Origin of the sequence: Sinomonas humi (genome assembly GCF_000802235.1) — a bacterium.
Lineage (GTDB): Bacteria > Actinomycetota > Actinomycetes > Actinomycetales > Micrococcaceae > Sinomonas > Sinomonas humi.
On sequence record NZ_JTDL01000149.1, the window covers coordinates 1 to 20,620 of the forward strand.

Here is a 20,620-nt window from a genome sequence, read left to right on the forward strand (position 1 = left end):
CTCGGCTACCCCACCACCGGAGTGGTGACCCTCTCCGACGGAGGCCAGTACCAGAACTTCCAGAACGGCGCGATCATCTGGAACAAGGCCACCGGCGCCCAGGTCTCCCTCAACGGGCCCATCCGCACCGCGTGGCAGGCCAGCGGCTTCCAGACCGGACCGCTCGGCTACCCGACAACCGGAGTGGTGACCCTCTCCGACGGAGGCCAGTACCAGAACTTCCAGAACGGCGCGATCATCTGGAGCCAAACCACTGGTGCACAGGTCTCCCTCAACGGGCCCGTCCGCTCGTACTGGCTCAACTCCGGGGCACAGCAAGGGACGTTCGGCTACCCGACAAGCGGGCTAGTCTCGGGCTTGACCGGCGGCGGTTCCTACCAGAACTTCCAGAACGGTGCCCTCCTGTGGACCCAAGCGACGGGAGTCGAGCCCTCGCCGAATGGCCCCATCCGCACCGCGTGGCTCACCTCGGGAGCCGAGAAAGGCCCTCTCGCCTACCCCACGACTGACGTCGTCACCGGCCTCGTCAACGGGGGGACGTACCAGAACTACCAGAACGGGGCAATCATCTGGTCCCAGGCCTCGGGAGCCCAGCTCTCCCCCAACGGTCCGATCCGCACCTATTGGCTCAACTCTGGTGCTGAGCGCGGCCGCTATGGATATCCGACGTCGGGGCAGACCTGCAACAGCGCGGCAACCTCGTGCTCGCAGTCGTTCCAAAGCGGCACGATCTCCTGGAGCAGCACCTCGGGGATCAAAGGCTGACACGGTTCCGCCATTCAGTACCAGGATGAGTTAGCACCAAAAGAACCTAGTACCGGAGAAGAAGGAGGGCCGTCCACCGCATCTAGCGGTGGACGGCCCTCCTTCTTCTCCGGGCGTTGGGGCCAGAGCCAACCGCGCCGCTCGGGACTCAGCCGAGTAGCTCGAGCAGATACCTCCCGTAGCCGCTCTTCACGAGGGGCTCCGCCCGCTCGCGCAGCTCATCGTCCGAGAGGAACCCGAGCCGCCAGGCGATCTCTTCGGGCGCCCCGATCTTCAGCCCCTGACGGTTCTCGACCGTGCGGATGAAGTTGGAGGCATCGTTGAGGTCGCTAAAAGTACCTGTATCGAGCCAAGCGGTACCGCGCGGAAGCACCTCGACCTTCAGCTTCCCGGCCTCCAGGTAGGTCCGATTGACATCCGTGATCTCAAGCTCGCCTCGAGGCGAGGGCTTGAGCGACTTGGCAATTCCAACAACGTCGTTGTCATAGAAGTAGAGCCCAGGAACCGCGTAGTGGCTCTTCGGCTTCGCAGGCTTCTCCTCGAGCGAGACGGCCTTGCCGCCGCCGTCGAACTCGACGACACCGTAAGCCGTCGGATCCTTGACCCAATAGCCGAAGACCGCCGCGCCGTCGATATTCTCGTGGCGCCGGAGCTGAGTGCCCATTCCCTGCCCGTAGAAGATGTTGTCGCCGAGGACAAGTGCGACGGTCTCCGAGCCGATATGGTCCTCGCCGAGGATGAAGGCCTGCGCAAGCCCGTCGGGCGAGGGCTGCTGCACGTATGTGAGGTTGATGCCGAATCGGGAGCCGTCCCCAAGGAGCCGTTCGAAGGATTCGGCGTCGTGCGGCGTCGTGATGACGAGGATGTCCCTGATGCCCGCGAGGATCAGCGTAGAGAGCGGGTAGTAGACCATCGGCTTGTCATACACGGGAACCAGCTGCTTGCTCACCCCCAGTGTGATCGGGTGAAGCCGGGATCCTGTGCCGCCTGCCAAGATGATTCCACGCATGGTCCCCATGATCCCTAGGGCCGAGTACCGATACCAAATCCGGTATTTTAGGACGCATGCAGCGACTCCTCGTCACCGGCGGCGCCGGGTTCATCGGCTCGAACTTTGTCCACTATGTCCTGAGCCACACGGACCACCACGTCACGGTTCTCGACAAGCTGACGTATGCGGGCAATCTCGAGTCCCTCAAAGGCCTCCCGGGCCAGCGATTCCGCTTCATCAAGGGGGACATAGCCGATGCCCCCTTGGTCGACGAGCTCGTCAGTTCGGCAGACGCCGTCGTGCATTATGCTGCGGAGAGCCACAACGACAACTCCCTTCACAACCCCCGACCTTTCCTCGATACGAACATCATCGGCACATACACCCTGATCGAGGCTGCGCGGAAGCACGGCACTCGCTTCCATCACATTTCCACTGACGAGGTCTACGGCGACCTCGAACTCGACGATCCAGTACGGTTCACGGAACAGACTCCCTACAACCCCTCGAGTCCGTACTCGTCCACGAAGGCGGGGTCCGACCTCCTCGTGCGCGCTTGGGTGCGCTCCTTCGGCCTTCAAGCGACGATCAGCAACTGTTCGAACAACTACGGCCCCTACCAGCACGTCGAGAAGTTCATCCCGCGCCAGATCACGAATGTGATCGACGGTGTCCGGCCGAAGCTCTACGGCAAGGGTGAGAACGTGCGCGATTGGATTCACGCCGACGACCACTCCTCAGCTGTCTTGACGATCCTCGAGAAGGGCCGCATCGGCGAGACGTATCTCATTGGCGCCGATGGAGAGAAGGACAACAAGTCCGTCGTCGAACTCATCCTCAAGGCAATGGGACAGCCTGCGGACGCCTACGATCACGTCGTCGATCGGCCGGGCCATGACCTGCGCTACGCGATCGACTCGACTAAGCTCCGCAAGGAGCTCGGCTGGCAGCCGCAGTACCAGGACTTCGAAGCCGGGCTCGAGGCGACTGCCCAGTGGTACCGCGACAACGAGGCCTGGTGGCGCCCTCAGAAGGCCGAAACCGAAGCGAAGTACAAGGAGCAGGGCCAGTGACCGGCATCGAGTTCTCCAAGCCCCTTGCGGCACACGAGACGCCCATTCCCGGCGTCGTCCTCTACGACCTCCCCGTACACGGGGACAACCGCGGCTGGTTCAAGGAGAACTGGCAGCGGGAAAAGATGCTCGCCCTCGGCCTGCCGGACTTCGGCCCCGTCCAGAACAACATCTCGTTCAACGAGAAGGCCGGAACGACTCGGGGCATCCATGCCGAGCCGTGGGACAAATACGTCTCAGTCGCCACGGGCCGGATCTTCGGCGCCTGGGTGGACCTGCGGGAGGGCCCCAGCTTCGGCTCTGTCTTCACCGCCGAGCTCGACCCCTCCAAGGCCATCTTCATTCCGCGGGGCGTCGGCAACGCGTTCCAGACGCTCGAGGACGGCACGGCCTACACGTATCTGGTGAACGATCATTGGTCGGCAGACGCCCAGAGCCAGTACACGTTCCTCAATCTCAGCGATGAGACCGTGTCGATCCCGTGGCCGATCCCCCTGGAGCAGGCTGAACTCTCCGACAAGGACCGCGCGCATCCGCGCCTCGCCGACGTGACCCCGATGGCGCCGCGCAAGACGCTCGTGCTCGGCGCTGACGGCCAGCTCGGTCGCGCGCTCCGGGCAGCCTACGACGGCGATGCGAACGTTGAGTTCGCGACTCGCCTCGAGTTCGACCTGACGGACCCGGCTTCCTACTCGGGTCGGAACTGGAAGAACTACTCGACGATCATCAACGCTGCCGCGTACACGGCGGTCGACAAGGCTGAGACGGCAGAGGGCCGTCGGGCGGCTTGGGCTATCAACGTGAGCGCGGTCGCACGCCTCGCGCAGATCGCGGTCGAACACCGACTCACTCTCGTCCATGTCTCGAGTGACTACGTGTTCGATGGGACGTCAGAGCTCCACTCCGAGGATGAACCGTTCTCCCCGCTCGGCGTCTACGGTCAGACGAAGGCCGCCGGTGACGCGGTTGTCTCGGTCGTCCCCCGGCATTACATCGTCCGCACCTCATGGGTCATCGGTGAGGGCGGAAACTTCGTACGCACCATGGCCAGCCTTGCCGAGAAGGGCGTCAAGCCGTCCGTTGTGGATGACCAGATCGGCCGTCTCTCCTTCACCACCGACATCGCGGCGGGCATCCGCCACCTCTTGGAGAGCCAGGCCCCCTTCGGCGTCTACAACCTGACGAACGACGGCGACCCCCAGTCGTGGGCGGATGTCGCCAGCTCGGTGTATGCGCTGACAGGGCACGAAGCGTCAGACGTCACCGGCGTCTCATCGGAGGAGTACTTCAAGGGCAAGGAGGCAGCGCCTCGGCCCGCGAACAGCGTCCTCGACCTCGCCAAACTTCGGGAGACGGGGTTCGAGGCACCGAGCGGCCAGTCTCGCCTCGAGGGATACCTCGGGCAGGAGGTGGCTGCGCCGTGACCGCAGGGATTCGCGCCAAGACCCTCGTGATCATGCCCGCGTGGAATGAATCCGAGTCGGTGGGCTCTACCGTGCGCGAGGTCCTCGCCTACGCACCGCCGTGCGACGTCCTTGTCGTGGACGATGGCTCAACGGACGGGACGGCGCGCATCGCGGCGGAGGCCGGCGCCCGAGTGATCCGCCTCCCCTTCAACATGGGGGTCGGCGGTGCGATGCGCACGGGATTCAAGTACGCGCTGCTCCACGGCTACGACCAGGCGATCCAGGTGGACGCCGACGGGCAGCACGATCCACGCGAGATCAAGCGGGTGCTCGAGGGGCTTTCCGACGCGGACATCGTCATCGGTTCGCGGTTCGAGGACCGCGCCGAGTACGAAGTTAAGGGCCCCCGCAAGTGGGCCATGATCGTCCTCGGAGGCGTCCTTTCGAAGATCTCGGGCACGCGCCTCACCGACGTGACTTCGGGCTTTCGTGCAGCCAACCGTCGCGCTATCCGCCAATACGTTGCCCACTACCCTGCCGAGTACCTTGGCGACACTATCGACTCGCTCGTCGTCGCCGTCAGGTCCGGCTGCAAAGTCGTCCAGGTCCCGGTGAACATGCGCCCCCGCCAGGGCGGGACGCCGAGCCACCATCCGCTGAAGGCCGCGGTGTACCTTGTCCGTTCTGGACTCGCCCTTGTCTTCGCCCTCACCCGGAAGAAGTCGTCGCCCGTCGGCGACTAGGAGAACCGATGACCGTACTTGCCGTCCTGTTTGTCGTCGCGGTGCTCATCTTCGTCATCGAGATGCTGCGGCGCGAGAAGATCCGAGAGAAGTACGCGGTCCTCTGGATCGTGATCGGGCTCGCCACGCTAATCCTCGCCGTGTTCCCCGATCTTCTGATCTGGGCCGCGCACGTCGTGGGCGTCCAGATCCCCTCGAACCTCCTCTTCGCGATCGCCCTCATTCTGCTGATGGGAGTGACGCTGCACCTCTCACGCGAGGTGTCCGCCAGTGAAGACGAGATCCGGGCCCTCGCGGAAGAGGTCGCAATCCTCCGAGCAGATCTTCGCGACATCCAAGATCAGCTCCCGAAGGACCCGGAGTCACGTCCAATTCGCTGACCCGTTCAATAGCTCATGAAGGCCGACGGCGGCCGCGCGAGGTGCGCGGCCGCCGTCGTCTGCGTTCGAAGACCAAATCAGCTCACAATGTGCTTGATGAGCCTCGGGAGAGAGTCGGTCTTGCGCTTTGCAAGCGACTTGATGACGAGCGACCCTGCGTTCAAGCGGCTCGTGAGGTGATTGGAGGCGGCGCGGGCAGCCGAGGTCCAGCCGAGCGCGCGGAACCGCTCTGCCTGGCTCTCGAAGAAGCGGCGCTCCTCGTCGAACCGGCGTCCGTCGAGGGCACGCACTGACGAATCGGACGCTGAGTGCCGGCGGTAGAGGAAGGAGAGCTCGGGGTCGAAGATCATCGTCCCGCCCCCGGCAGCGATGTCGAGGAGCAGGGCCAGGTCCTGTACGACGTCAAGGCCCTGGGTGAATCCGATGCGCTGAATCGTCTCCGTCTTCCATGCAAGCGAGGGGAAGTAAGCCCAGTCCGCGCGGATAAGGCTCGTTGCCATGCGCTCCCCGGCCAGGACGAGCGGCACGCGAGTCTTCGGTGCGTAGGCCCACTTGACCGCGTCCGGGAGAGGCATCCGGGCGATTCCCAGTTCATCAATAACCTGAACGCCAGGCTGAACGACGTCAGCCTCGGGGTGCGCGTCGAAGTTGCGGACGACGACGTCGAGATAGTTGGGAAGCATGACATCGTCGGCACCCATGATGACGACGATGGGAGCCTCGGCCCTTGCAAGGGCCTTCCGGTAGTTTCCGTTCGCTCCGAGGTTCGCATCGTTCTTCTCATACGAGACTCGCGGGTCGGTGATCTCGGCGAAGAAGGCGGCCGGCTCGTCGCTCGGGTACCCGTCATCGAAGACATGGAGCTTCCAGTCCTGGTAGTGCTGGCTCATCACGCTGCGGGCGGCAAGCTTCATCTGCTCGACGTCGCCGTAGTAGGGCAGCATCACATCGACTGAGGTCATCGTGGACAGGGGCCTTTCGGTGCGCATCATGGGCGAGGGCATGTGGCTTCACAGTGCCACGGCGATACCACTATATCCGTGCCCGCTGACCCACACCGTGGCCCCATCTTCCACCGGTATGATGACCGAGTTGCCTCGAGAGCTAAGGAAGACCTGCCCCCCATGCCATCTCGTCCGAGCGTCAGCGTCTGCATGGCCGCGTACAACGGCGCGGATCATATTCAGGAGCAGCTCGACTCCATCCTCGCCGAACTCGCACCCGGCGACGAGGTCATCGTTGTCGACGACGGCTCTGAAGATGGCACGCGCGAGATCCTCGCGTCCGTGGATGATCCGCGGGTTCGCGTCGTCTTCAACGAGAAGAACCTGGGGTACGTCCGCAATTTCGAGAAGGCCCTCAGCCTCAGCACCGGGGACATCGTCATGCTCTCCGATCAGGATGACATCTGGATCCCGGGTCGTGTCGAGACCCTCGTCGCCGGGCTCGAGCACGCGGACGCGGCCGTTGGGAACTGCGAGTACTTCGGAGGCACCCCGGGGTACTTTCAGCGGTTGCGGGTCGACGCTCGCTTCTCCAGCCGCCATGCCCGGAACCTGCTCGGCATCCTGATCGGCTACCGGCTTCACTGGGGTTCCGCGATGGCTGTCACTCGAAGCCTTCTCGACGATGCACTGCCGTTCCCCGCAGTCATGACCGAGTCGCACGATCAGTGGTTGGCCATGGTTGCAAACGTTCGCCGCAGCGTCACTTACCTTGCAGCCAACACCGTCCGGCACCGGCTCCACGACGAGAATTTGACGCCGAAGAGGCCGCGGTCAATCCGGAAGATTCTCCGTGCGCGCGGCGAGTTCGTCGCCGAGCTTGGCATTGCGATAGCCCGAACGCGCGCATCCCAGGCCACTCCGACCCTCAGGGGGCTCTCAACCGCTTCCCATCGAAGCGAAACTGCCGCTGTCGTCTCTGCCTACAATCCGGACGACACCCTACCCACGCACGTCGAATCCCTCCTGGCCCAGGTCGACAACGTGGTCGTCGTCGATGACGGTTCTCCCTTGGATGTCAGCACTGTTCTGGCGAAGGTCGAGACCCTAGGGGCCACGGTGATCAGGCTTGAGCGCAACTCGGGTATCGCTGCCGCGCTCAACGCAGGGGTGCGACGGGCACGCGAGGACTGGGACCCGGCCTGGATCATGACCATGGATCAGGACTCCCGCCTCACCGCCGACTACGTGTCGAAAGCCCTCGCATCCGTGTCCGACTCGGCGGTGCGGCCTGAGACGGTAGGGGCCATTTCCCCAGAAAGCCACAACGGCAAGCCGCTTCCCACGCTTCCGGTCCGAGAACATCTGGAGATACTCGACCCGATGCAGTCCGGAACGCTGTACCGCGCCGAAGCCTTCGACCGTGTGGGCTATTTCGATGAAGGACTCTTCATCGACTGCGTCGACTCGGACTTCAATGCCCGCCTCCGCAACGTCGGCTATCACATCGCCGTCGGAAATGGCGTCGATTTGGTCCATTCCCTCGGGAAGTCACGCCCCATGCGGATCTTCGGCTGGGAAGCACATCTCGGAGACAAGAAGCTCTTCGTCTACGAACATCAACCGTTTCGCGTGTACTACATCACGCGGAACATCCTGACGATTGCCAAGCGCTACGCCATCCGACAGCCCAATTGGGTCGCACGCCGAGTGCTGATGGAAGTTGAAAGCAACGCCGTCCGGCTTGTGTTTGGCCCCCGCCGCCTCGCGAGCGTGATCGCGATCCTGAAGGGAGCGAGCGATTTCGCCGCCGGCCGCCTCGGAAGAATCCCAGAGGGTACGGCTCGCTCCTTGACTGCCCGTACCGCAACGAAGTCCGAAGAATAGGGACCCCTAAAGCCTCGAAACCGGCGCCGAGGGGAAACCGGCTAGCTTCTGCGGAAAACCTCGACGATGCCGCCTACCGCAAAGGTGAGCGCCACGGGCACTGAGATTGTGCCGTGCCGGAGTCCGGAAGCGAAGACGAACCACAGGCGGCCCCAGTCGTGCCGGTTTCCAAAAGTCGAAGTTGCCTGGAAGACCTTCGTGTTCGAAGACGAAAGACGCCGGGCCAGGGCGTCCGCCATCACCCCTCGCCAACCGAAACTCAGGGAGTTCGTCAGCTTCAGGATTGAGCCGACGGTAGGAGAGCCCTCGTAGCGCAGCGCAAGCTCACGGGCTCGCCGGTACGACTGAACTGGATGAAGGCCTTTCACGGCCTCGCCAACCACGTTGTTTCCGTGCTGAATGTAATCCTGAACGAGTTCGTCGACGATTTTCGCAGATCCGACGGCGTACGCGCAGACAGCGAGCCAGTGATCGTGGAGCTGCGACGGATTGTTCATTCTGGGGAATGGCAGCGCATCGACGAGCAATGACCGGCGGAACACCAAGAGGCCGCCGGTGAACTGATTCTGGACGAAGAGATTCAGGAACGAGGCGTTCGTCCTGCCCGTCCACGGTTCAAGGACGCGACCGTCGTCACTCACCACGCGGGCCTGACCAGAGACCAGCACATATTCGGCAAGTTGCGGCAGGAGCTTTTCCAGCTTGTCCTCGTACCAGTAATCGTCCTGATCCGAGAGTGCTACCCATTCGGCATTTTCTGGCACATGGCTCAACCCACGCTCGAAGTTGCCGTAGAAGCCAAGCCTCTCTTCGAACCCCACGACTCGAAACCGGGCGTCGCCGGGAACGATTTGGTGAACAAGCTCGCGGACCTCTGCGTCACCACCGTCTGCTGTGATGAGGCACACAAAATCCGTGTGGGTTTGCTGCGCGATCGACAGCAGTTGCGTTCGGAACAAGGACACGTCGGGTTTGTAGGCCGCTAGGACGATAGCGCCGAAACCGGTGTACGTCTGCGTTTTCTGCACCTGCGGACCCTTCACATCTCCCCTTCGCTCTACCCATTCCTCACGGTTGCCGAGCCCTCAGATTCCTGCAGGCAGCACATGAAGCCGCCCGCGTCCGGGCGCCACAACTCTATACCAGCAGCCAAAGCGCATTCGGCTAGACTCTCAGTCGCGACCGACGCTCGGCACCCGCAGAGAGGCATCACGGATGGATGAACAGCAACCTTCTTCGAACTCCCCTGAGGGGTCCCACGGAGTCGTTGCCGTCATCACCGCGCTGAACCCACCTGCTGACCTGACGCAACGAGTTGAGTCCCTCCAATCGCAGGTGGATCTCGTGATCGTCGTCGATGACGGGTCGCAACCGGAAGGCTCCTCGGACATCTTCCTCGAACTCGAGCGGCTCGGGGCCCAGGTGCTCCATCATGAGGAGAACTCAGGTATCGCAGCGGCACTCAACACCGGTGTGCGTGCCGGCCTGGCCCACGACGCACAGGCGATTCTGACCCTTGACCAGGATTCGACGCTTACCGCGGATTACGTCGAACGCTGTCTGGAAGCCTTGGATGCCGCGGCAGGTGCGGGGCGACGGGTGGGATTCGTCTGCGCGCGGCGTATGAACGGTATCGATGTGCCTGAGTTCCGCGGGAAGAACGGCATTGAGCCCTATGACCCGATGCAGTCGGGCATGCTGATCCCCGCGGAGACCTTCCGCCGCGTCGGCCTCTTCGAGGAAGCTCTCTTCATCGACGCCGTGGATTCCGAGTTCACCCTGCGCGTCCGCCACGCAGGCCTGACGGTCGAGTTCGCCGACGGCACCGACCTCGAGCACGGCTTGGGCGAACAGACCCCCAAGAGACTCCTCGGGCGAACCCTCATGCACGAGGGCGCTCCCGTCTTCTTCGCGGCCCACAGCCCCATCCGGCTCTACTACGTCACCCGCAATCGAGTGATCACGAATGCTCGGTACGCTCGCCACTACCCGTCATGGGTGCTTCACCGCGTCATTGACGACGCCATCTTTGCCGGCCGAAACGTCGTCTTCGGCCCTGCGAAGTGGAAATCCGCGAAGGCCGTCGCATATGGACTCACCGACGGCCTCCGTCGTCGAAGCGGCAAGGCCGGGAACCATCTCGCCGCGAAGCTGTCGTCCCGGACGCAATAAGCGCCAAAGCCCTCGTCGCAGAGGGGCCCGAGATCAGCGCTTTCCAGCCGACGGGAGAGGCTGCGTGAGCTTTTGACGGACATCCTCAGGCAGCGTGGCCAGCATCTCCCCAGGATGGACACGACGCGGGCGACGAGCACAGCCCTGTGCGTATCCCTTTGCCACCGCTGCGGCCCACTGCTTCTTATCCGTTGAATTGAGGCCGTAGTAGACCGTCTGATGGAGCAGGTTGCCCAGTGCGACGACCTTGGTTGCCGGCAGAGCCTTGCGCTCTCGAATGAACCACAGGTTGTTGCGGATGTGGTAGAAGATTCGTGGACCTAGGTCCTTTGCCTTCGCCGCGACATCGGGGTGGTTGACCTGACTGGCGGGGACAACCATTGCGGGCGCCATCTGAGAGAGCCGGTGGGTGTACTCCGAGTCATCGATCCAGATGAAGAAGTCAGAGAATGGCAGATGGGTGGTCTTTGCGAGTTCTAGGTTTATGAGGACACCCACGAAAGTCGCAGCTTCGATGGCAATCGCATCGTACTCATGTGCCTCAACCTGCTTGCCCGCGTCCTGACTGATGACGGGCGGGTTCCGACGGTTAAACGTGTCGCGACCTGCGGTGACCAGCGACGCAAGGAACGAAGGCTTGGGGCTCATCGTCGCAAAGAGGTCAGCGAGAGGAGCAAGGGCGTCGAGCTCCGGACACGCGTCGTCATCCATCAGCCAAGCGGCTTCATGTCCGCGTGCGATCGCGATCTCCACGCCCCATGCAAAGCCCCCAGCCCCACCGAGATTCTCGCCGGTCTCGAACAGGACCACATCTGGGTGCTCGTCGCGGATGTACTCGGCACTTCCGTCGGTTGACCCGTTGTCAACCACGATGATCTCGTCTGGCATTCGGGTCTGCCCCTTGAGGGCGGACAGGCATTCTTTGAGGAAGCCGAGGCGGTTGAACGATACGACGACTGCGGCGATGGACACAGAAGTTCCTGTCTTCAGGCTAGAGCGATCGCCCCCAATAGTAGCGGAGGTGCGACGACGGCCTCGCGATCGATCCCCGGTAGACTGTTGAAGGCCCGCGTGGGCTCCGTGCCGTGGCCCCGCGCCGCGCATGCAGGAAAAGGAGGAGTCCGGCCTTGGGCCCACGGTTGTCGATGGTCAAGAGGCTGGTGAGCTTCGCGCTCACGATTGGGCTCTCAAGCCTCGTGGGTCTCGTCGCAGTTCCGATCATCATCGCTGGCGCCGGTCCCGAGCTCTGGGGCATCCAGGCGGCACTGCAGACGGCAGCGACCTTGTTCGGTGTCGGTGTCTCGTTCGGCTGGGGAACCACGGGGGCGGCCGAGATTGCAGGACTTCCGGTTGACCAACGGCCGCAGGAGTACGCGAACTCCCTCGTGAGCCGCGCCTACCTGATGCTGGCCGTGTACCCGGTGATGTTCTGCGTCATGGGAATACTGAATCCACACCACCTCGCCCTGGTCGCGGTCGGGGCGGCTACGTTCCTCATGCCGTTCCTCGGAGCCTCCTGGTACTTCGTCGGTGAGGCTCGGCCAGCGAGGCTCTTCTGGCTCGACGGGTTCCCCCAGACTTTCGGCGTCGCGGTGAGCGTCGTCGTCATGATCATGACCCACGACCTCGTCGCGGTGCTCGCGACCCAGCTCCTCTTCAACCTCGGGGCCGTGACGATCGCTGCACGTCATATCTTCCGCTCGAGCACGGCGTCGCCACACTTCGATCTCTCACCGCGATCGGCTTTCGGCCGGCTGGGCCATCAGCGTCACGCGGTCGCAACCTCGGCGACAGCCGCGCTATACGTGTCGCTGCCGCTGCTTATCATCAACGCCGTCGCGCCTGCTTCCTTGAGCCTCTACGCAATGGGGGACAAACTCTTCCGCTTCGCGCTGACGGCCTTTGGTCCGTTCCTCCAGCTCGTCCAAGGCTGGCTTCCGGAGGGCGGCCCCGAGAACCTCCGCCATCGGATCAGGCAGGCAGCACGGATGACGCCGGTGATCGGCTTTGGCGGCGGCGTCGCCATCGCCGCGCTCGGCCCATGGGCCGCCGCGATCCTCTCCGCACACCGGATTGACTTCGGCCCCGCACTTTCCGTTCCATTCGGCGTTGTCTTCGCGGCCGTCGCGGTCACCCAAGTCATCGGACTCGCCTGCCTCGTCCAGCTCCGAGCAACCCGGGCGCTGGCCCAATCCACGCTCGTCGGTGCGCTGTGCGGCATTCCTCTCATCGCCCTGGGTGCGGCATTGAGCGGTGCGGTTGGAGTGGCATGGGCCCTCGCTATCTCGGAGCTTGCAGTGCTTGTCTACCAATACGCCTCGCTCGGGCGTCGGATGAAGGAAAGCGGACCCGGCCGCAAGGCGACCCCGCCGATCGACAACGAGGCAGCCGAAGGGCGATGACAGTCTCGTCCACGACGCGCGGGCCCGTACGTCCCCGCACAGGACGGCTCTCCGGCGTCGCAATCCCGGTTGCCATTGTGATGGCTGGAACAGCCCTTTCGCTTTTCCGGCTGCCGGCAACCGCCCAAGACACCCTGTGGGCCGAGGACGGAGGCATCTTCCTCAACGGTGCACTTCGGAACCGCAGCCTCTCCCAGATATTTGCCCCTTATCAGGGCTATCTTCATGTGATCCCCCGATTCGCCGCATGGTTTGCCGTCACATTCCTGCCGCCGAACTCGTATGCGTTGGCCTTTACTGCGCTCAGCTGCCTCGCCGTCGGCGTCGTCGCCGCCCTCATCTGGCACTGCTCAAGCGCCCTTTCACGCAACACATACGTCCGCCTGGCGTGGGCCGCAATTCCCGTTCTCGTAGCCGCCGGGCCGCGGGAGACCCTTGGAAATTTCGCGAACCTACACTGGTATCTCCTTTGCCTCATGCCCTGGCTCCTCATCAAGCGCCCCGCGTCAGTGCGCGAGAACGTCCTCCTCACGCTGGCCACGCTTTTCTCGGCGTTCACTGAGATCCAGACGGCGCTGTTCATTCCGCTGTTCCTCTTCCGGTTCAAGGACCGCGCCTTCTGGCCGCCGCGGCTCGCACTCCTAGTCGGGGTTGCGTGCCAGATCATCACGGACCTGGTCTTCCCCCGCAGTGCTCCCACAGACCCATCCGTCAATTGGTGGTCGGTCATCGAAGGCTGGTTCCTCAACAGCAGCTCAGCCATCGTGTACGGCTCGTCACAGCAAATCATTCTGACCGTCACGCGCTTCGGATGGGTGCCTGTCGCGCTTGCAGCTGTACCGTTCCTCACCGCGTTCGTCATGGCGCTCGTGAGGGGCAGCCGGATGGAGCGCCTCATGGCGTGCGTCTTCCTCCTCGCTTCCATTGGGGTGTGGTCAGCCGCTCAGGCCATGAACTTCCAGCCGTATTTCGACTACGCCCGATTCAATGCGACGCAGTGGCAGAGCTTCTTCCTCTCGCGCTACACCTTGGCGCCGTCAATGTTCCTCCTTGACCTCGCACCCCTCGTCGCAGTCGTCGCAACCCGGATCAGCGGAGTTGCACTTCCGGCGATCCTCGGCGCATTCGCCGTCGTCCTTGCCGTTTACTTCTTCCCGCCCACGGTCGGCAGGGATCACGGGCCCACGTGGTCGACGGGGGTCCAGACGGCGCGCTCGGAGTGTCGCGACACCCCTGCAGCCACCGTGGAACGCGTGCCTATTGCACCGACTGGATGGACCTACGACAAGGTCCTTCTGCCGTGCGACATGCTGAGATAGCCGGGACGTGGGGACGTCGGAACAGTTATGGATCAGCTGTGAAGCTCTCTGCGCAAGCACGATCTGGGAGGAAGCTTCGGCGGCCATCCACTAGCCTTGTATGGTCGCGGTCGCGGCATCGCACCTTGAAGGAGAAGTAAGTCCGGATGGACATCCAGAATCACTTCTACGGGCACTCGGCTGTCCTCGCAGGCCATGCGGGGCTCCGTGCACCCCGGCATATCCCTGGCCTCTATCAGCATGGATGGACCCCGGTTACTCCCCTCCGGACACACTTCGCAGACCTCGCACACGCCACGCCTCCCGGCAATCTCTTCGTCTGGTCCCACGACTCGCGGGGGTGGACAGAGCGCGAGTCACGGATGGAAACCGGATTCTCCAGCACGCCGATCGGTGCGGCCGCGCTATATCTCGCCCGCCATGTCGAGCAATCGGGCATGCTTCCCGAAAGATCTATTGACTCAGTCGTCTTCCCCTTCCACGGAACCCGCCTCGTTTCGGTCGAAGGGGACCAAGCCGGCTTTGCCCGAGAGGTCTTCGAACGCGAAGGCTCCGCGGTGGTCTGCATGCACGTGGACGATATGCAGAAGCCCGAGATCGTGAAGGCGTGGAAAGACGCCGGCCACATCATCACGACGGCGGGAGAGCGGCGCGACCCGCTGTTCCTCGCTCGCGTCATGTGGCTCGTCATGAGCGCCAAGAAGATCGTCTCCAACCGTCTCGCAACTGCACTGGTCTATGCGGCCGCCGTCGACACTCCTGTCCATATCTATGGCCCTCATTTCCAGATCGCGGGCATCCAGGAGACATCGTCCGAAGAGTATCTCCGCGAGCTCTGGCCCGAGTTCTACGAGGAGGAGCCGAACACGGCTCAGCTCAGGAAGATCGCCGAGCAGGAGCTCGGAGAGGCCTACCTGCGCTCCCCTCTCGAGCTACGGAAGGTCCTCGGCTGGGACAAGCGCAACCCCCGGCCCTTCATCGACTACTGGTTGCGTTCACCACTCGCGAAGGCCGAGGCCATCCTTGGGCTCCGCGACAGGAAAGTCGGTCCGCTCGTGAACGAGGTCGAGGTCTCGCCCTTCCAATTCTTCAAGAACCCGTTCGAGCACCTCCCCGGCGCCCTCCCCCGGACCGCCTCGACGACCCTCGTGGCGCCCTCGCTCGACCGTGACTGACGCCGCGGTCGGGACGCGCCCCAGCAACGCGCGGCAATCCCTGTACTACCTCCTTGGAGCGGCGCTCCAAGGAACGGGCGCCCTCGTTGTCCAGCCGTTCTCGATCCGCATACTGAGCCCGACGGAATGGGGGCGTGTCGGCGTCTCCATCGTCCTGCTCCAGATTGGCCAAGTCGTGTTGTCCGCAGGCCTACCCCTCGCCATCAGCCGCGCCTACTTCGACCCGTCGGGCGGCCCTGCGAAGGCGCGTGCGATTCACGGGGCCAACATCATCCTTGGAACAGGTCTCGCCATCCTTGCAGCCGTCGGCTACTTCGCCGCGGCGCCCGACAAGTCAAGCGCTGGCGGGTTCGCCTGGGCGCTCGCTGCAACCGGGTTCCTCAGCGTCGTCGTCAGCTCCCAGGCTCTGCTGCGGAGCCAGCATCGCGCCCTCTCCTTCGTCCTTCTGAGCGGTGGCGCTTCGTTGGGCGCCCATTTGGGAGGACTGGTCGGGATCCTTGCCTTCGGTCACACGGCGACCATCTACCTGGCTTCCTTCACAGTCGTGATGGTGGCTACGGCTGTCATATCGCTGATCCTGACGCGGCCGTCGCTCCCTTGGCGTCAGCGCGCAGCGGTCTCGGCGGCCTTTCGGCTCGGTCTCCCCGTCCTGCCGCACAGCATCGCGATCATCCTGCTGCTCCAAGGTGACACCTTCCTCGTCCAGCACTTTCAGGGCGCAACCTCAGTAGGGCGGTACGTCGCTGCAGCGGCCTTCGCGCTTGGGCCCTTCGCCGTCCTCTCCGGACTCAACAACGTCTGGACGACTCGCATCTTCGAAGCCGCCCATGGAGCGAAGCTCGTGCCGAATGTACGCGCCGTCGGCCGGGAGGTCGCCCTCGTGGCGGCCGGATTGGGGCTCTGCGGCACAGCTGCGGCAACCGTGGGAATGGTTGTCCTCAAGGGTCTTGACCACGAGGCCATTCAGCTCGCCAAGGTCCTGCCCGGCGTGTCAGTTGGCTACGCGCTCTACCTCGTCGGCATGTCGACCCTCTTCGCAGTAGGCCGAACCAAGGCACTCACGTGGGCGACCCCGCTCGTCGTCGTGGTCGCTGCTGGATTGGCTTGGTTCCCCGCGCAGTCTCCTCAGTACTGGCAGCTGGGAGCCATCCGTGTTCTCGTCTTCGCGCTGCTAGGCGCCGTGTACGCCGCGCTCGCTCTGCGGGAAGCACACCACGTCATTCCCCTGCGCCCGTTCATAGGCGCCCTCGTATTCGTCGCCGTCGCCATCGCCGCCAATCTGCTGCTCCCCACGACCGTCCTCGTCGGGGTGATCACATTGGTGATCGGCCTGGGTCTCGCCGGAGCCGGTTTTTGGGCAGTACGACGGCGCGGACTAGCATCGTAGACACCCGCCCAGGCGTCCCAGGACGCCACGATCCTAAGGATTGCACCCCTCCATGCAGCCCTCCATTGATGTCGCCGGCCACGAAATCGGTTCCGCAAATCGACCGTTCATCATCGCCGAGGTCTCGGGCAACCACAACGGAAGTCTCGAGCGCGCGCTCGAAATCGTGGACGCCGTGGCTGCCTCAGGCGCGCAGGCGGTGAAGCTCCAGACCTACACTGCGGACACGATCACGATCGATTCTGATCGGCCCGAATTCCGCATCAGCGCCGATCACCCTCTCTGGGGCGGAAGCAACCTCTACCAGCTCTATACCGAAGCGCACACCCCCTGGGACTGGCACGCTCCCCTTTTCGAGCGCGCCCGTGAACATGGGCTTGTCCCCTTCTCGAGCCCGTTCGATTCAACCGCCGTAGAGCTTCTCGAGTCCCTCGATGCTCCCCTGTACAAGATCGCTTCCCTCGAAATCGGCGACCTTCCCTTGCTGCGCCGTGTGGCGCAGACCGGCAAGCCCGTCATCCTCTCCAACGGGGCCGCATCGCTGAGCGACATAGACACCGCCGTTCGGACCATCCGGGCGGAGGGCAACGACCAGATCGTCGTGCTGGCCTGCACCTCGTCCTACCCCGCCTCCCCCTCCGAATCGAACCTCCGCACCATTCCTGTGCTGCGCGATGCGTTCGGGGTCCAGGTCGGTCTCTCGGACCACACGATGGGGATCGGTGCAGCTATTGCGGCGGTGGCTCTCGGCGCAAGCGTAGTCGAGAAGCACGTCACCCTGCGGAGGGCCGACGGCGGAGTCGATTCGGACTTCTCGCTAGAGCCCCATGAACTCGCCGCCCTCGTCACGGAGAGCGGCACGGCGTGGGAGGCTCTCGGCTCGGCGGCCATCACCCCGACGAGCAGCGAGGGCGAGAGCCAGCGGCTGCGACGCTCGCTCTACGTGGTCAAGCCCGTACGGGCCGGCGACCTGGTCACTCCGGAAAACGTTCGGTCGATCCGACCTGCTGGCGGTCTCGCGCCTGCCCATTACGAGTCGGTGATGGGACGGGCCTTCCGAATCGACTGCGAGGCCGGCACGCCCCTGACCTGGGAGCTCGTCTAGCAGCCCAGGGGAAGCGGGCTTAGCCGTCGAGACGCTAGAAGCCCTCAGCCCTCGGGCTTGTTCACTGGAGCGGCGGCGGCGATGTTGCCAGAGGTCCGGGGGCGCAGGTTCGACTCGTCGTACTGTCCGATCCCGATCTCGGCAGCGAGCTTCCCGTCCGTCTCCGCGTAGTACGTTCCCACCCATTTGGTGCCCCGGAGAAACGGCTGGAACTTCCCGCAAGTCCCACGAAGGCTCGACTCGAGGAGCCCCCCGCCGTCCTGCTCGCTCCAGTTCGACTGCACGAGCGGCTTGGACGGGTCGAACAGCTGCACGAGCCTCTGGCCACCGCCGGCAGCTCGGATGAAGCACAGGACGCGCCCGTTGTGCGCAATGCGCAAGGCGGGCCACGCGTCGTAGCGCAGCCCAGGGCTGGGGCTGGGGAGTTGGATGGGCGCGGCCCACGTGCGTCCCCGATCCTTGGACTGGGTGACGTAGGCATTGGTGCGCGCTGATCCCCGGACGACAGCAACCCAATTCGTGGGCGAGACTTCGGCGAAGTCCCATTCGGTCGCGTCTGAGCGGTGTGGGGCCAGAACGTCTACGGGCGACGACCACGGCCCGAGCGGGTTCTTCGCGGTCACGAGGGACGCTCTCCAATAGCCCGCCACCTTGCGGTAGACCGGCATCCGCCAAAGACCGTCTGCTGAGCGACGAAGCCCTCCCGGTGTGAGGGCCGACGAGAGGACTTCTTGAGAGGGAGCCCACGTCACGCCGTCATCGTCGCTGTAGGTTATCCAGGTGGCCCCGTTGAGGCTGCGCGCCCCCGTGAAGAAGGTCAGCCAAATCCTTGAGCCCCGTGGCTCCCTGTAGAGGAACGGGTCCCGGATATCGATTTTCTCAGCAGCGAAGCTGGAGACGAGCGTGGGAGAACCCCAGGTCACGCCCGCATCCGCCGAACGCCGCACATACAGCTTGCCCGGATCGCTGCCGTACGCAAATGCATGGGCACTCCCAGCGCGATACGCAAGCACATAGTGACCGTTGGCGGCGTCGACCATGGCGGGAATGAGGTAGTTGTCTTCCCCGTCACTGATCTTGAGGGGGCGGCCGAAGGACTTCGAGAGCGAGAGGTCTGCGGTGACTGCCGAAGGCTGCCGGAGGGTCCCCCCGGTGCTTTTCGGCTTATCGTTCGAGGGCTGCGATACTCCGCACGACGCCACTGTCAGACCGAAAAGAGCAGCCACTCCCGAGAGTGCCAGCGCCTCTCGGCGAGATAGGTGTGGACGGGAACGATCTGACATGAGTTCCTTTGACTCGAACAGGCAGCAAGGAAAGGATAACCCAGCATTTGGGGCACCTATTCACCCGGTCTCATGTCGCCGCAGCGGGTCAGGGACGCCGGGCTGCGGCCTTCACGAGCCGGTACCACCCGCCGTCGTCACTGGTCTCACGCCGGGCAACGCCACCTTCATAGCCAGCACCCACGAACAGTCGGTAGGACGGTTCGTTGGACGTGCGCATGACGGCGTGGAGGGTCGCCTCGGGATGGTCGCGGCGGAACCGCTCCTCCGCCTTATTCAGGATCGTCCTCGCGATACCCCGGCCGCGGGCGGGCGGCGCGAGGGTTATCGAAACCTCCCAGTCGCGATCGCCATGCGCGTCGAACCTGACGGTCCCAGCGGCGAGTCCTTCCGCCTCGGCCAAGAGGAGCACGACGTCGGGACGCTGCAAAGCGCGCTCGAGCCACGCGACGTGGCCGTCCCACTGCAGTTCCCCGGTTGAGCGTGAGGCAGCCCGAACCGACGGATCGTTGCGCCAGTGAAAAAGCTGAGCGGCGTCCGAGAGCGTGGCAGGCCGCACCGAGACACCCCCACCGCTAACTGAAAGCTCCTCCCACAGCCTCACAATCCTGGAGGCGCCGGCGCCGTCGACGATGGAACGCGCGGCGCCTGCGAGTCTGGCGCGCAGGCTGGAATCCGTCAGGACTCCTCTGAGCGTCTGCACAGACCCTTCCGGATCGTCACCGAAGGCGCCGAGACCCGCGGCCATTCCGCGTTCGACCGCGAAGCCATAGTTCTGGCTTTGATTCTCCACGAGCTGGATGATCGCCATCGGCGTGCCGAGCGCGGCGAGTTCCCAGATCGTCGTTCCGGCTCCGCTGATCACGAGATCGGCAGCGGCGAAGAGACGCGGCAGGTCACTCGACTGCTCGACCGAGTCGAGGCTGAGGCCTTGGGGCAGCTCGCCCGTCTCCGGTGCCTGGCCAAAGGGAGCCACGACCGTGCAATGCGAGGCCACGCCAGCCTCGGCCCACATGCGGACCGCCGCCGCCGTCGCGTTTCGGGCATCCGTTCCGCCCATGACCGTGACAACCTCGAGGACATTGGCGTCGCTCCCCCGGCTCTCAGACGGCCTGCGGGCCCCCGCTCGCAGTTCACCGACGAGGGCACGGACAGGGATGAAGTCCGCACCCCGCGCGAGGCGGAGCGTCCCATCGTCGGGGCGGCATTCGAGTTCGGCGCCCGCCGACGGATCGACCGCCAAGTCTGCAGGACGCCTGCCGAACGAGCCATCCTCCATCGAGGAGAGCAGGACCCCGACCTCGGCGAGTTGTCCGCGGACGTCGCCCTCGTCGTCGTACGTGTCGAGATGGACGACGTCGGCGCCCTCCTGCTGCGCCAGGCGCGCCAAAGCGCTGGCATCAGCAGGCCGAGGGAAGAGTTCGCCGGCCACTCCTTCGAGGAGTCGGCGGCCCAGCGGGCTTTCGACGTCTCCCGCCGCTAATACGTCCCACCCTGCTTCATGTGCCGCCTCGCCGACGGAAACGCAGCGCACGACGTGCCCGAGCCCCTGGCTCTTCGTCGAATCACAGCGGAGGAGAACGCGCAC

Annotated in this window: 18 protein-coding genes; 12 read left to right on the plus strand and 6 right to left on the minus strand. The window is 64.2% G+C overall.

Annotated features, from left to right (window positions below; genetic code table 11):
- On the plus strand, window positions 1-765 hold a 765-nt coding region (locus LK10_RS18935; protein WP_043127370.1), incomplete at its 5' end, for an LGFP repeat-containing protein.
- A gap of 148 nt (window positions 766-913) precedes the next feature.
- Here the strand turns inward: LK10_RS18935 and rfbA are convergent.
- Window positions 914-1,774, minus strand: coding sequence for a glucose-1-phosphate thymidylyltransferase RfbA (gene rfbA, locus LK10_RS18940; protein WP_043127372.1), 861 nt, complete (start codon window positions 1,772-1,774; stop codon window positions 914-916).
- Window positions 1,775-1,830: 56 nt separating this feature from the next.
- On the opposite strand from rfbA, the gene rfbB reads away from it, so the two are divergent.
- From rfbB to LK10_RS18960, 4 genes are read left to right on the plus strand one after another with little or no spacing between them, the layout of a single operon-like run.
- A complete protein-coding gene (gene rfbB, locus LK10_RS18945; protein ID WP_043127375.1) occupies window positions 1,831-2,829 on the plus strand; it encodes a dTDP-glucose 4,6-dehydratase in 999 nt (332 codons plus the stop codon).
- Entirely contained in the window at window positions 2,826-4,253 is a 1,428-nt protein-coding gene (locus tag LK10_RS18950; protein WP_197061999.1) for a sugar nucleotide-binding protein, read from the plus strand. The genes rfbB and LK10_RS18950 overlap by 4 nt, the downstream gene beginning before the upstream one ends.
- A 32-nt stretch (window positions 4,254-4,285) precedes the next feature.
- Window positions 4,286-4,978: a glycosyltransferase family 2 protein gene (locus LK10_RS18955; protein WP_052207601.1), complete on the plus strand. Its 693-nt coding sequence runs from the start codon at window positions 4,286-4,288 to the stop codon at window positions 4,976-4,978.
- A gap of 8 nt (window positions 4,979-4,986) precedes the next feature.
- Window positions 4,987-5,358: a DUF2304 domain-containing protein gene (locus tag LK10_RS18960; protein ID WP_043127383.1), complete on the plus strand. Its 372-nt coding sequence runs from the start codon at window positions 4,987-4,989 to the stop codon at window positions 5,356-5,358.
- 77 nt (window positions 5,359-5,435) lie between these two features.
- On the opposite strand, the gene LK10_RS18965 is transcribed toward LK10_RS18960, so the two are convergent.
- Window positions 5,436-6,320, minus strand: coding sequence for a glycosyltransferase family 2 protein (locus LK10_RS18965; protein ID WP_043127387.1), 885 nt, complete (start codon window positions 6,318-6,320; stop codon window positions 5,436-5,438).
- Window positions 6,321-6,482: 162 nt separating this feature from the next.
- Here LK10_RS18965 and LK10_RS22450 point away from each other — a divergent pair, with 162 nt between their 5' ends.
- A complete protein-coding gene (locus tag LK10_RS22450; RefSeq protein WP_197062000.1) occupies window positions 6,483-8,189 on the plus strand; it encodes a glycosyltransferase in 1,707 nt (568 codons plus the stop codon).
- Between the two features lie 41 nt (window positions 8,190-8,230).
- Here the strand turns inward: LK10_RS22450 and LK10_RS18980 are convergent, their stop codons facing one another.
- Window positions 8,231-9,232 (minus strand): glycosyltransferase, encoded by a 1,002-nt coding sequence (locus tag LK10_RS18980; protein ID WP_052207588.1) that lies wholly within the window; start codon window positions 9,230-9,232, stop codon window positions 8,231-8,233.
- Window positions 9,233-9,404: 172 nt separating this feature from the next.
- Here LK10_RS18980 and LK10_RS18985 point away from each other — a divergent pair, with 172 nt between their 5' ends.
- A complete protein-coding gene (locus tag LK10_RS18985) occupies window positions 9,405-10,361 on the plus strand; it encodes a glycosyltransferase (protein WP_052207589.1) in 957 nt (318 codons plus the stop codon).
- A 33-nt stretch (window positions 10,362-10,394) separates the two neighbouring features.
- Here LK10_RS18985 and LK10_RS18990 read toward each other — a convergent pair whose 3' ends face one another.
- The gene (locus LK10_RS18990; RefSeq protein WP_081998689.1) at window positions 10,395-11,465 is read right to left on the minus strand and encodes a glycosyltransferase family 2 protein; all 1,071 of its coding nucleotides are present in this window, start codon (window positions 11,463-11,465) and stop codon (window positions 10,395-10,397) included.
- Between the two features lie 23 nt (window positions 11,466-11,488).
- Here LK10_RS18990 and LK10_RS18995 point away from each other — a divergent pair, with 23 nt between their 5' ends.
- The 5 genes from LK10_RS18995 to pseI all read left to right on the plus strand — a co-directional run bounded on the left by LK10_RS18995 (window position 11,489) and on the right by pseI (window position 17,749).
- Window positions 11,489-12,763 carry a lipopolysaccharide biosynthesis protein gene (locus LK10_RS18995; protein ID WP_156144268.1) on the plus strand — a complete coding sequence of 425 codons (1,275 nt, stop codon included), beginning with the start codon at window positions 11,489-11,491 and terminating at the stop codon, window positions 12,761-12,763.
- The gene (locus LK10_RS19000) at window positions 12,760-14,082 is read left to right on the plus strand and encodes a hypothetical protein (RefSeq protein ID WP_043127392.1); all 1,323 of its coding nucleotides are present in this window, start codon (window positions 12,760-12,762) and stop codon (window positions 14,080-14,082) included. The genes LK10_RS18995 and LK10_RS19000 overlap by 4 nt, the downstream gene beginning before the upstream one ends.
- Window positions 14,083-14,228: 146 nt before the next feature.
- On the plus strand, window positions 14,229-15,257 hold the full coding sequence (locus LK10_RS19005) for a hypothetical protein (protein WP_052207591.1): 1,029 nt from the start codon (window positions 14,229-14,231) through the stop codon (window positions 15,255-15,257).
- Window positions 15,250-16,644 (plus strand): lipopolysaccharide biosynthesis protein, encoded by a 1,395-nt coding sequence (locus LK10_RS19010; protein WP_043127394.1) that lies wholly within the window; start codon window positions 15,250-15,252, stop codon window positions 16,642-16,644. The genes LK10_RS19005 and LK10_RS19010 overlap by 8 nt, the downstream gene beginning before the upstream one ends.
- A gap of 52 nt (window positions 16,645-16,696) precedes the next feature.
- Window positions 16,697-17,749 carry a pseudaminic acid synthase gene (pseI, locus tag LK10_RS19015; protein WP_043127396.1) on the plus strand — a complete coding sequence of 351 codons (1,053 nt, stop codon included), beginning with the start codon at window positions 16,697-16,699 and terminating at the stop codon, window positions 17,747-17,749.
- 44 nt (window positions 17,750-17,793) lie between these two features.
- On the opposite strand, the gene LK10_RS19020 is transcribed toward pseI, so the two are convergent.
- Both LK10_RS19020 and LK10_RS19025 read right to left on the minus strand, forming a co-directional pair.
- A complete protein-coding gene (locus tag LK10_RS19020) occupies window positions 17,794-19,032 on the minus strand; it encodes a sialidase family protein (protein WP_081998690.1) in 1,239 nt (412 codons plus the stop codon).
- An 88-nt stretch (window positions 19,033-19,120) separates the two neighbouring features.
- Entirely contained in the window at window positions 19,121-20,620 is a 1,500-nt protein-coding gene (locus tag LK10_RS19025) for a bifunctional UDP-2,4-diacetamido-2,4,6-trideoxy-beta-L-altropyranose hydrolase/GNAT family N-acetyltransferase (protein WP_052207592.1), read from the minus strand.

Bases quoted from the DNA above. Each gene is read 5' to 3' on its own strand.
- LK10_RS19020 (WP_081998690.1), bottom strand. From the start codon at position 19,032: ATGTCAGATCGTTCCCGTCCACACCTATCTCGCCGAGAGGCGCTGGCA.
- LK10_RS19005 (WP_052207591.1), top strand. From the start codon at position 14,229: ATGGACATCCAGAATCACTTCTACGGGCACTCGGCTGTCCTCGCAGGC.
- LK10_RS18985 (WP_052207589.1), top strand. From the start codon at position 9,405: ATGGATGAACAGCAACCTTCTTCGAACTCCCCTGAGGGGTCCCACGGA.
- LK10_RS22450 (WP_197062000.1), top strand. From the start codon at position 6,483: ATGCCATCTCGTCCGAGCGTCAGCGTCTGCATGGCCGCGTACAACGGC.
- pseI (WP_043127396.1), top strand. From the start codon at position 16,697: ATGCAGCCCTCCATTGATGTCGCCGGCCACGAAATCGGTTCCGCAAAT.
- rfbB (WP_043127375.1), top strand. From the start codon at position 1,831: ATGCAGCGACTCCTCGTCACCGGCGGCGCCGGGTTCATCGGCTCGAAC.
- LK10_RS18955 (WP_052207601.1), top strand. From the start codon at position 4,286: ATGCCCGCGTGGAATGAATCCGAGTCGGTGGGCTCTACCGTGCGCGAG.
- rfbA (WP_043127372.1), bottom strand. From the start codon at position 1,774: ATGCGTGGAATCATCTTGGCAGGCGGCACAGGATCCCGGCTTCACCCG.
- LK10_RS18990 (WP_081998689.1), bottom strand. From the start codon at position 11,465: ATGCGCGGCGCGGGGCCACGGCACGGAGCCCACGCGGGCCTTCAACAG.
- LK10_RS19000 (WP_043127392.1), top strand. From the start codon at position 12,760: ATGACAGTCTCGTCCACGACGCGCGGGCCCGTACGTCCCCGCACAGGA.
- LK10_RS18965 (WP_043127387.1), bottom strand. From the start codon at position 6,320: ATGACCTCAGTCGATGTGATGCTGCCCTACTACGGCGACGTCGAGCAG.
- LK10_RS18960 (WP_043127383.1), top strand. From the start codon at position 4,987: ATGACCGTACTTGCCGTCCTGTTTGTCGTCGCGGTGCTCATCTTCGTC.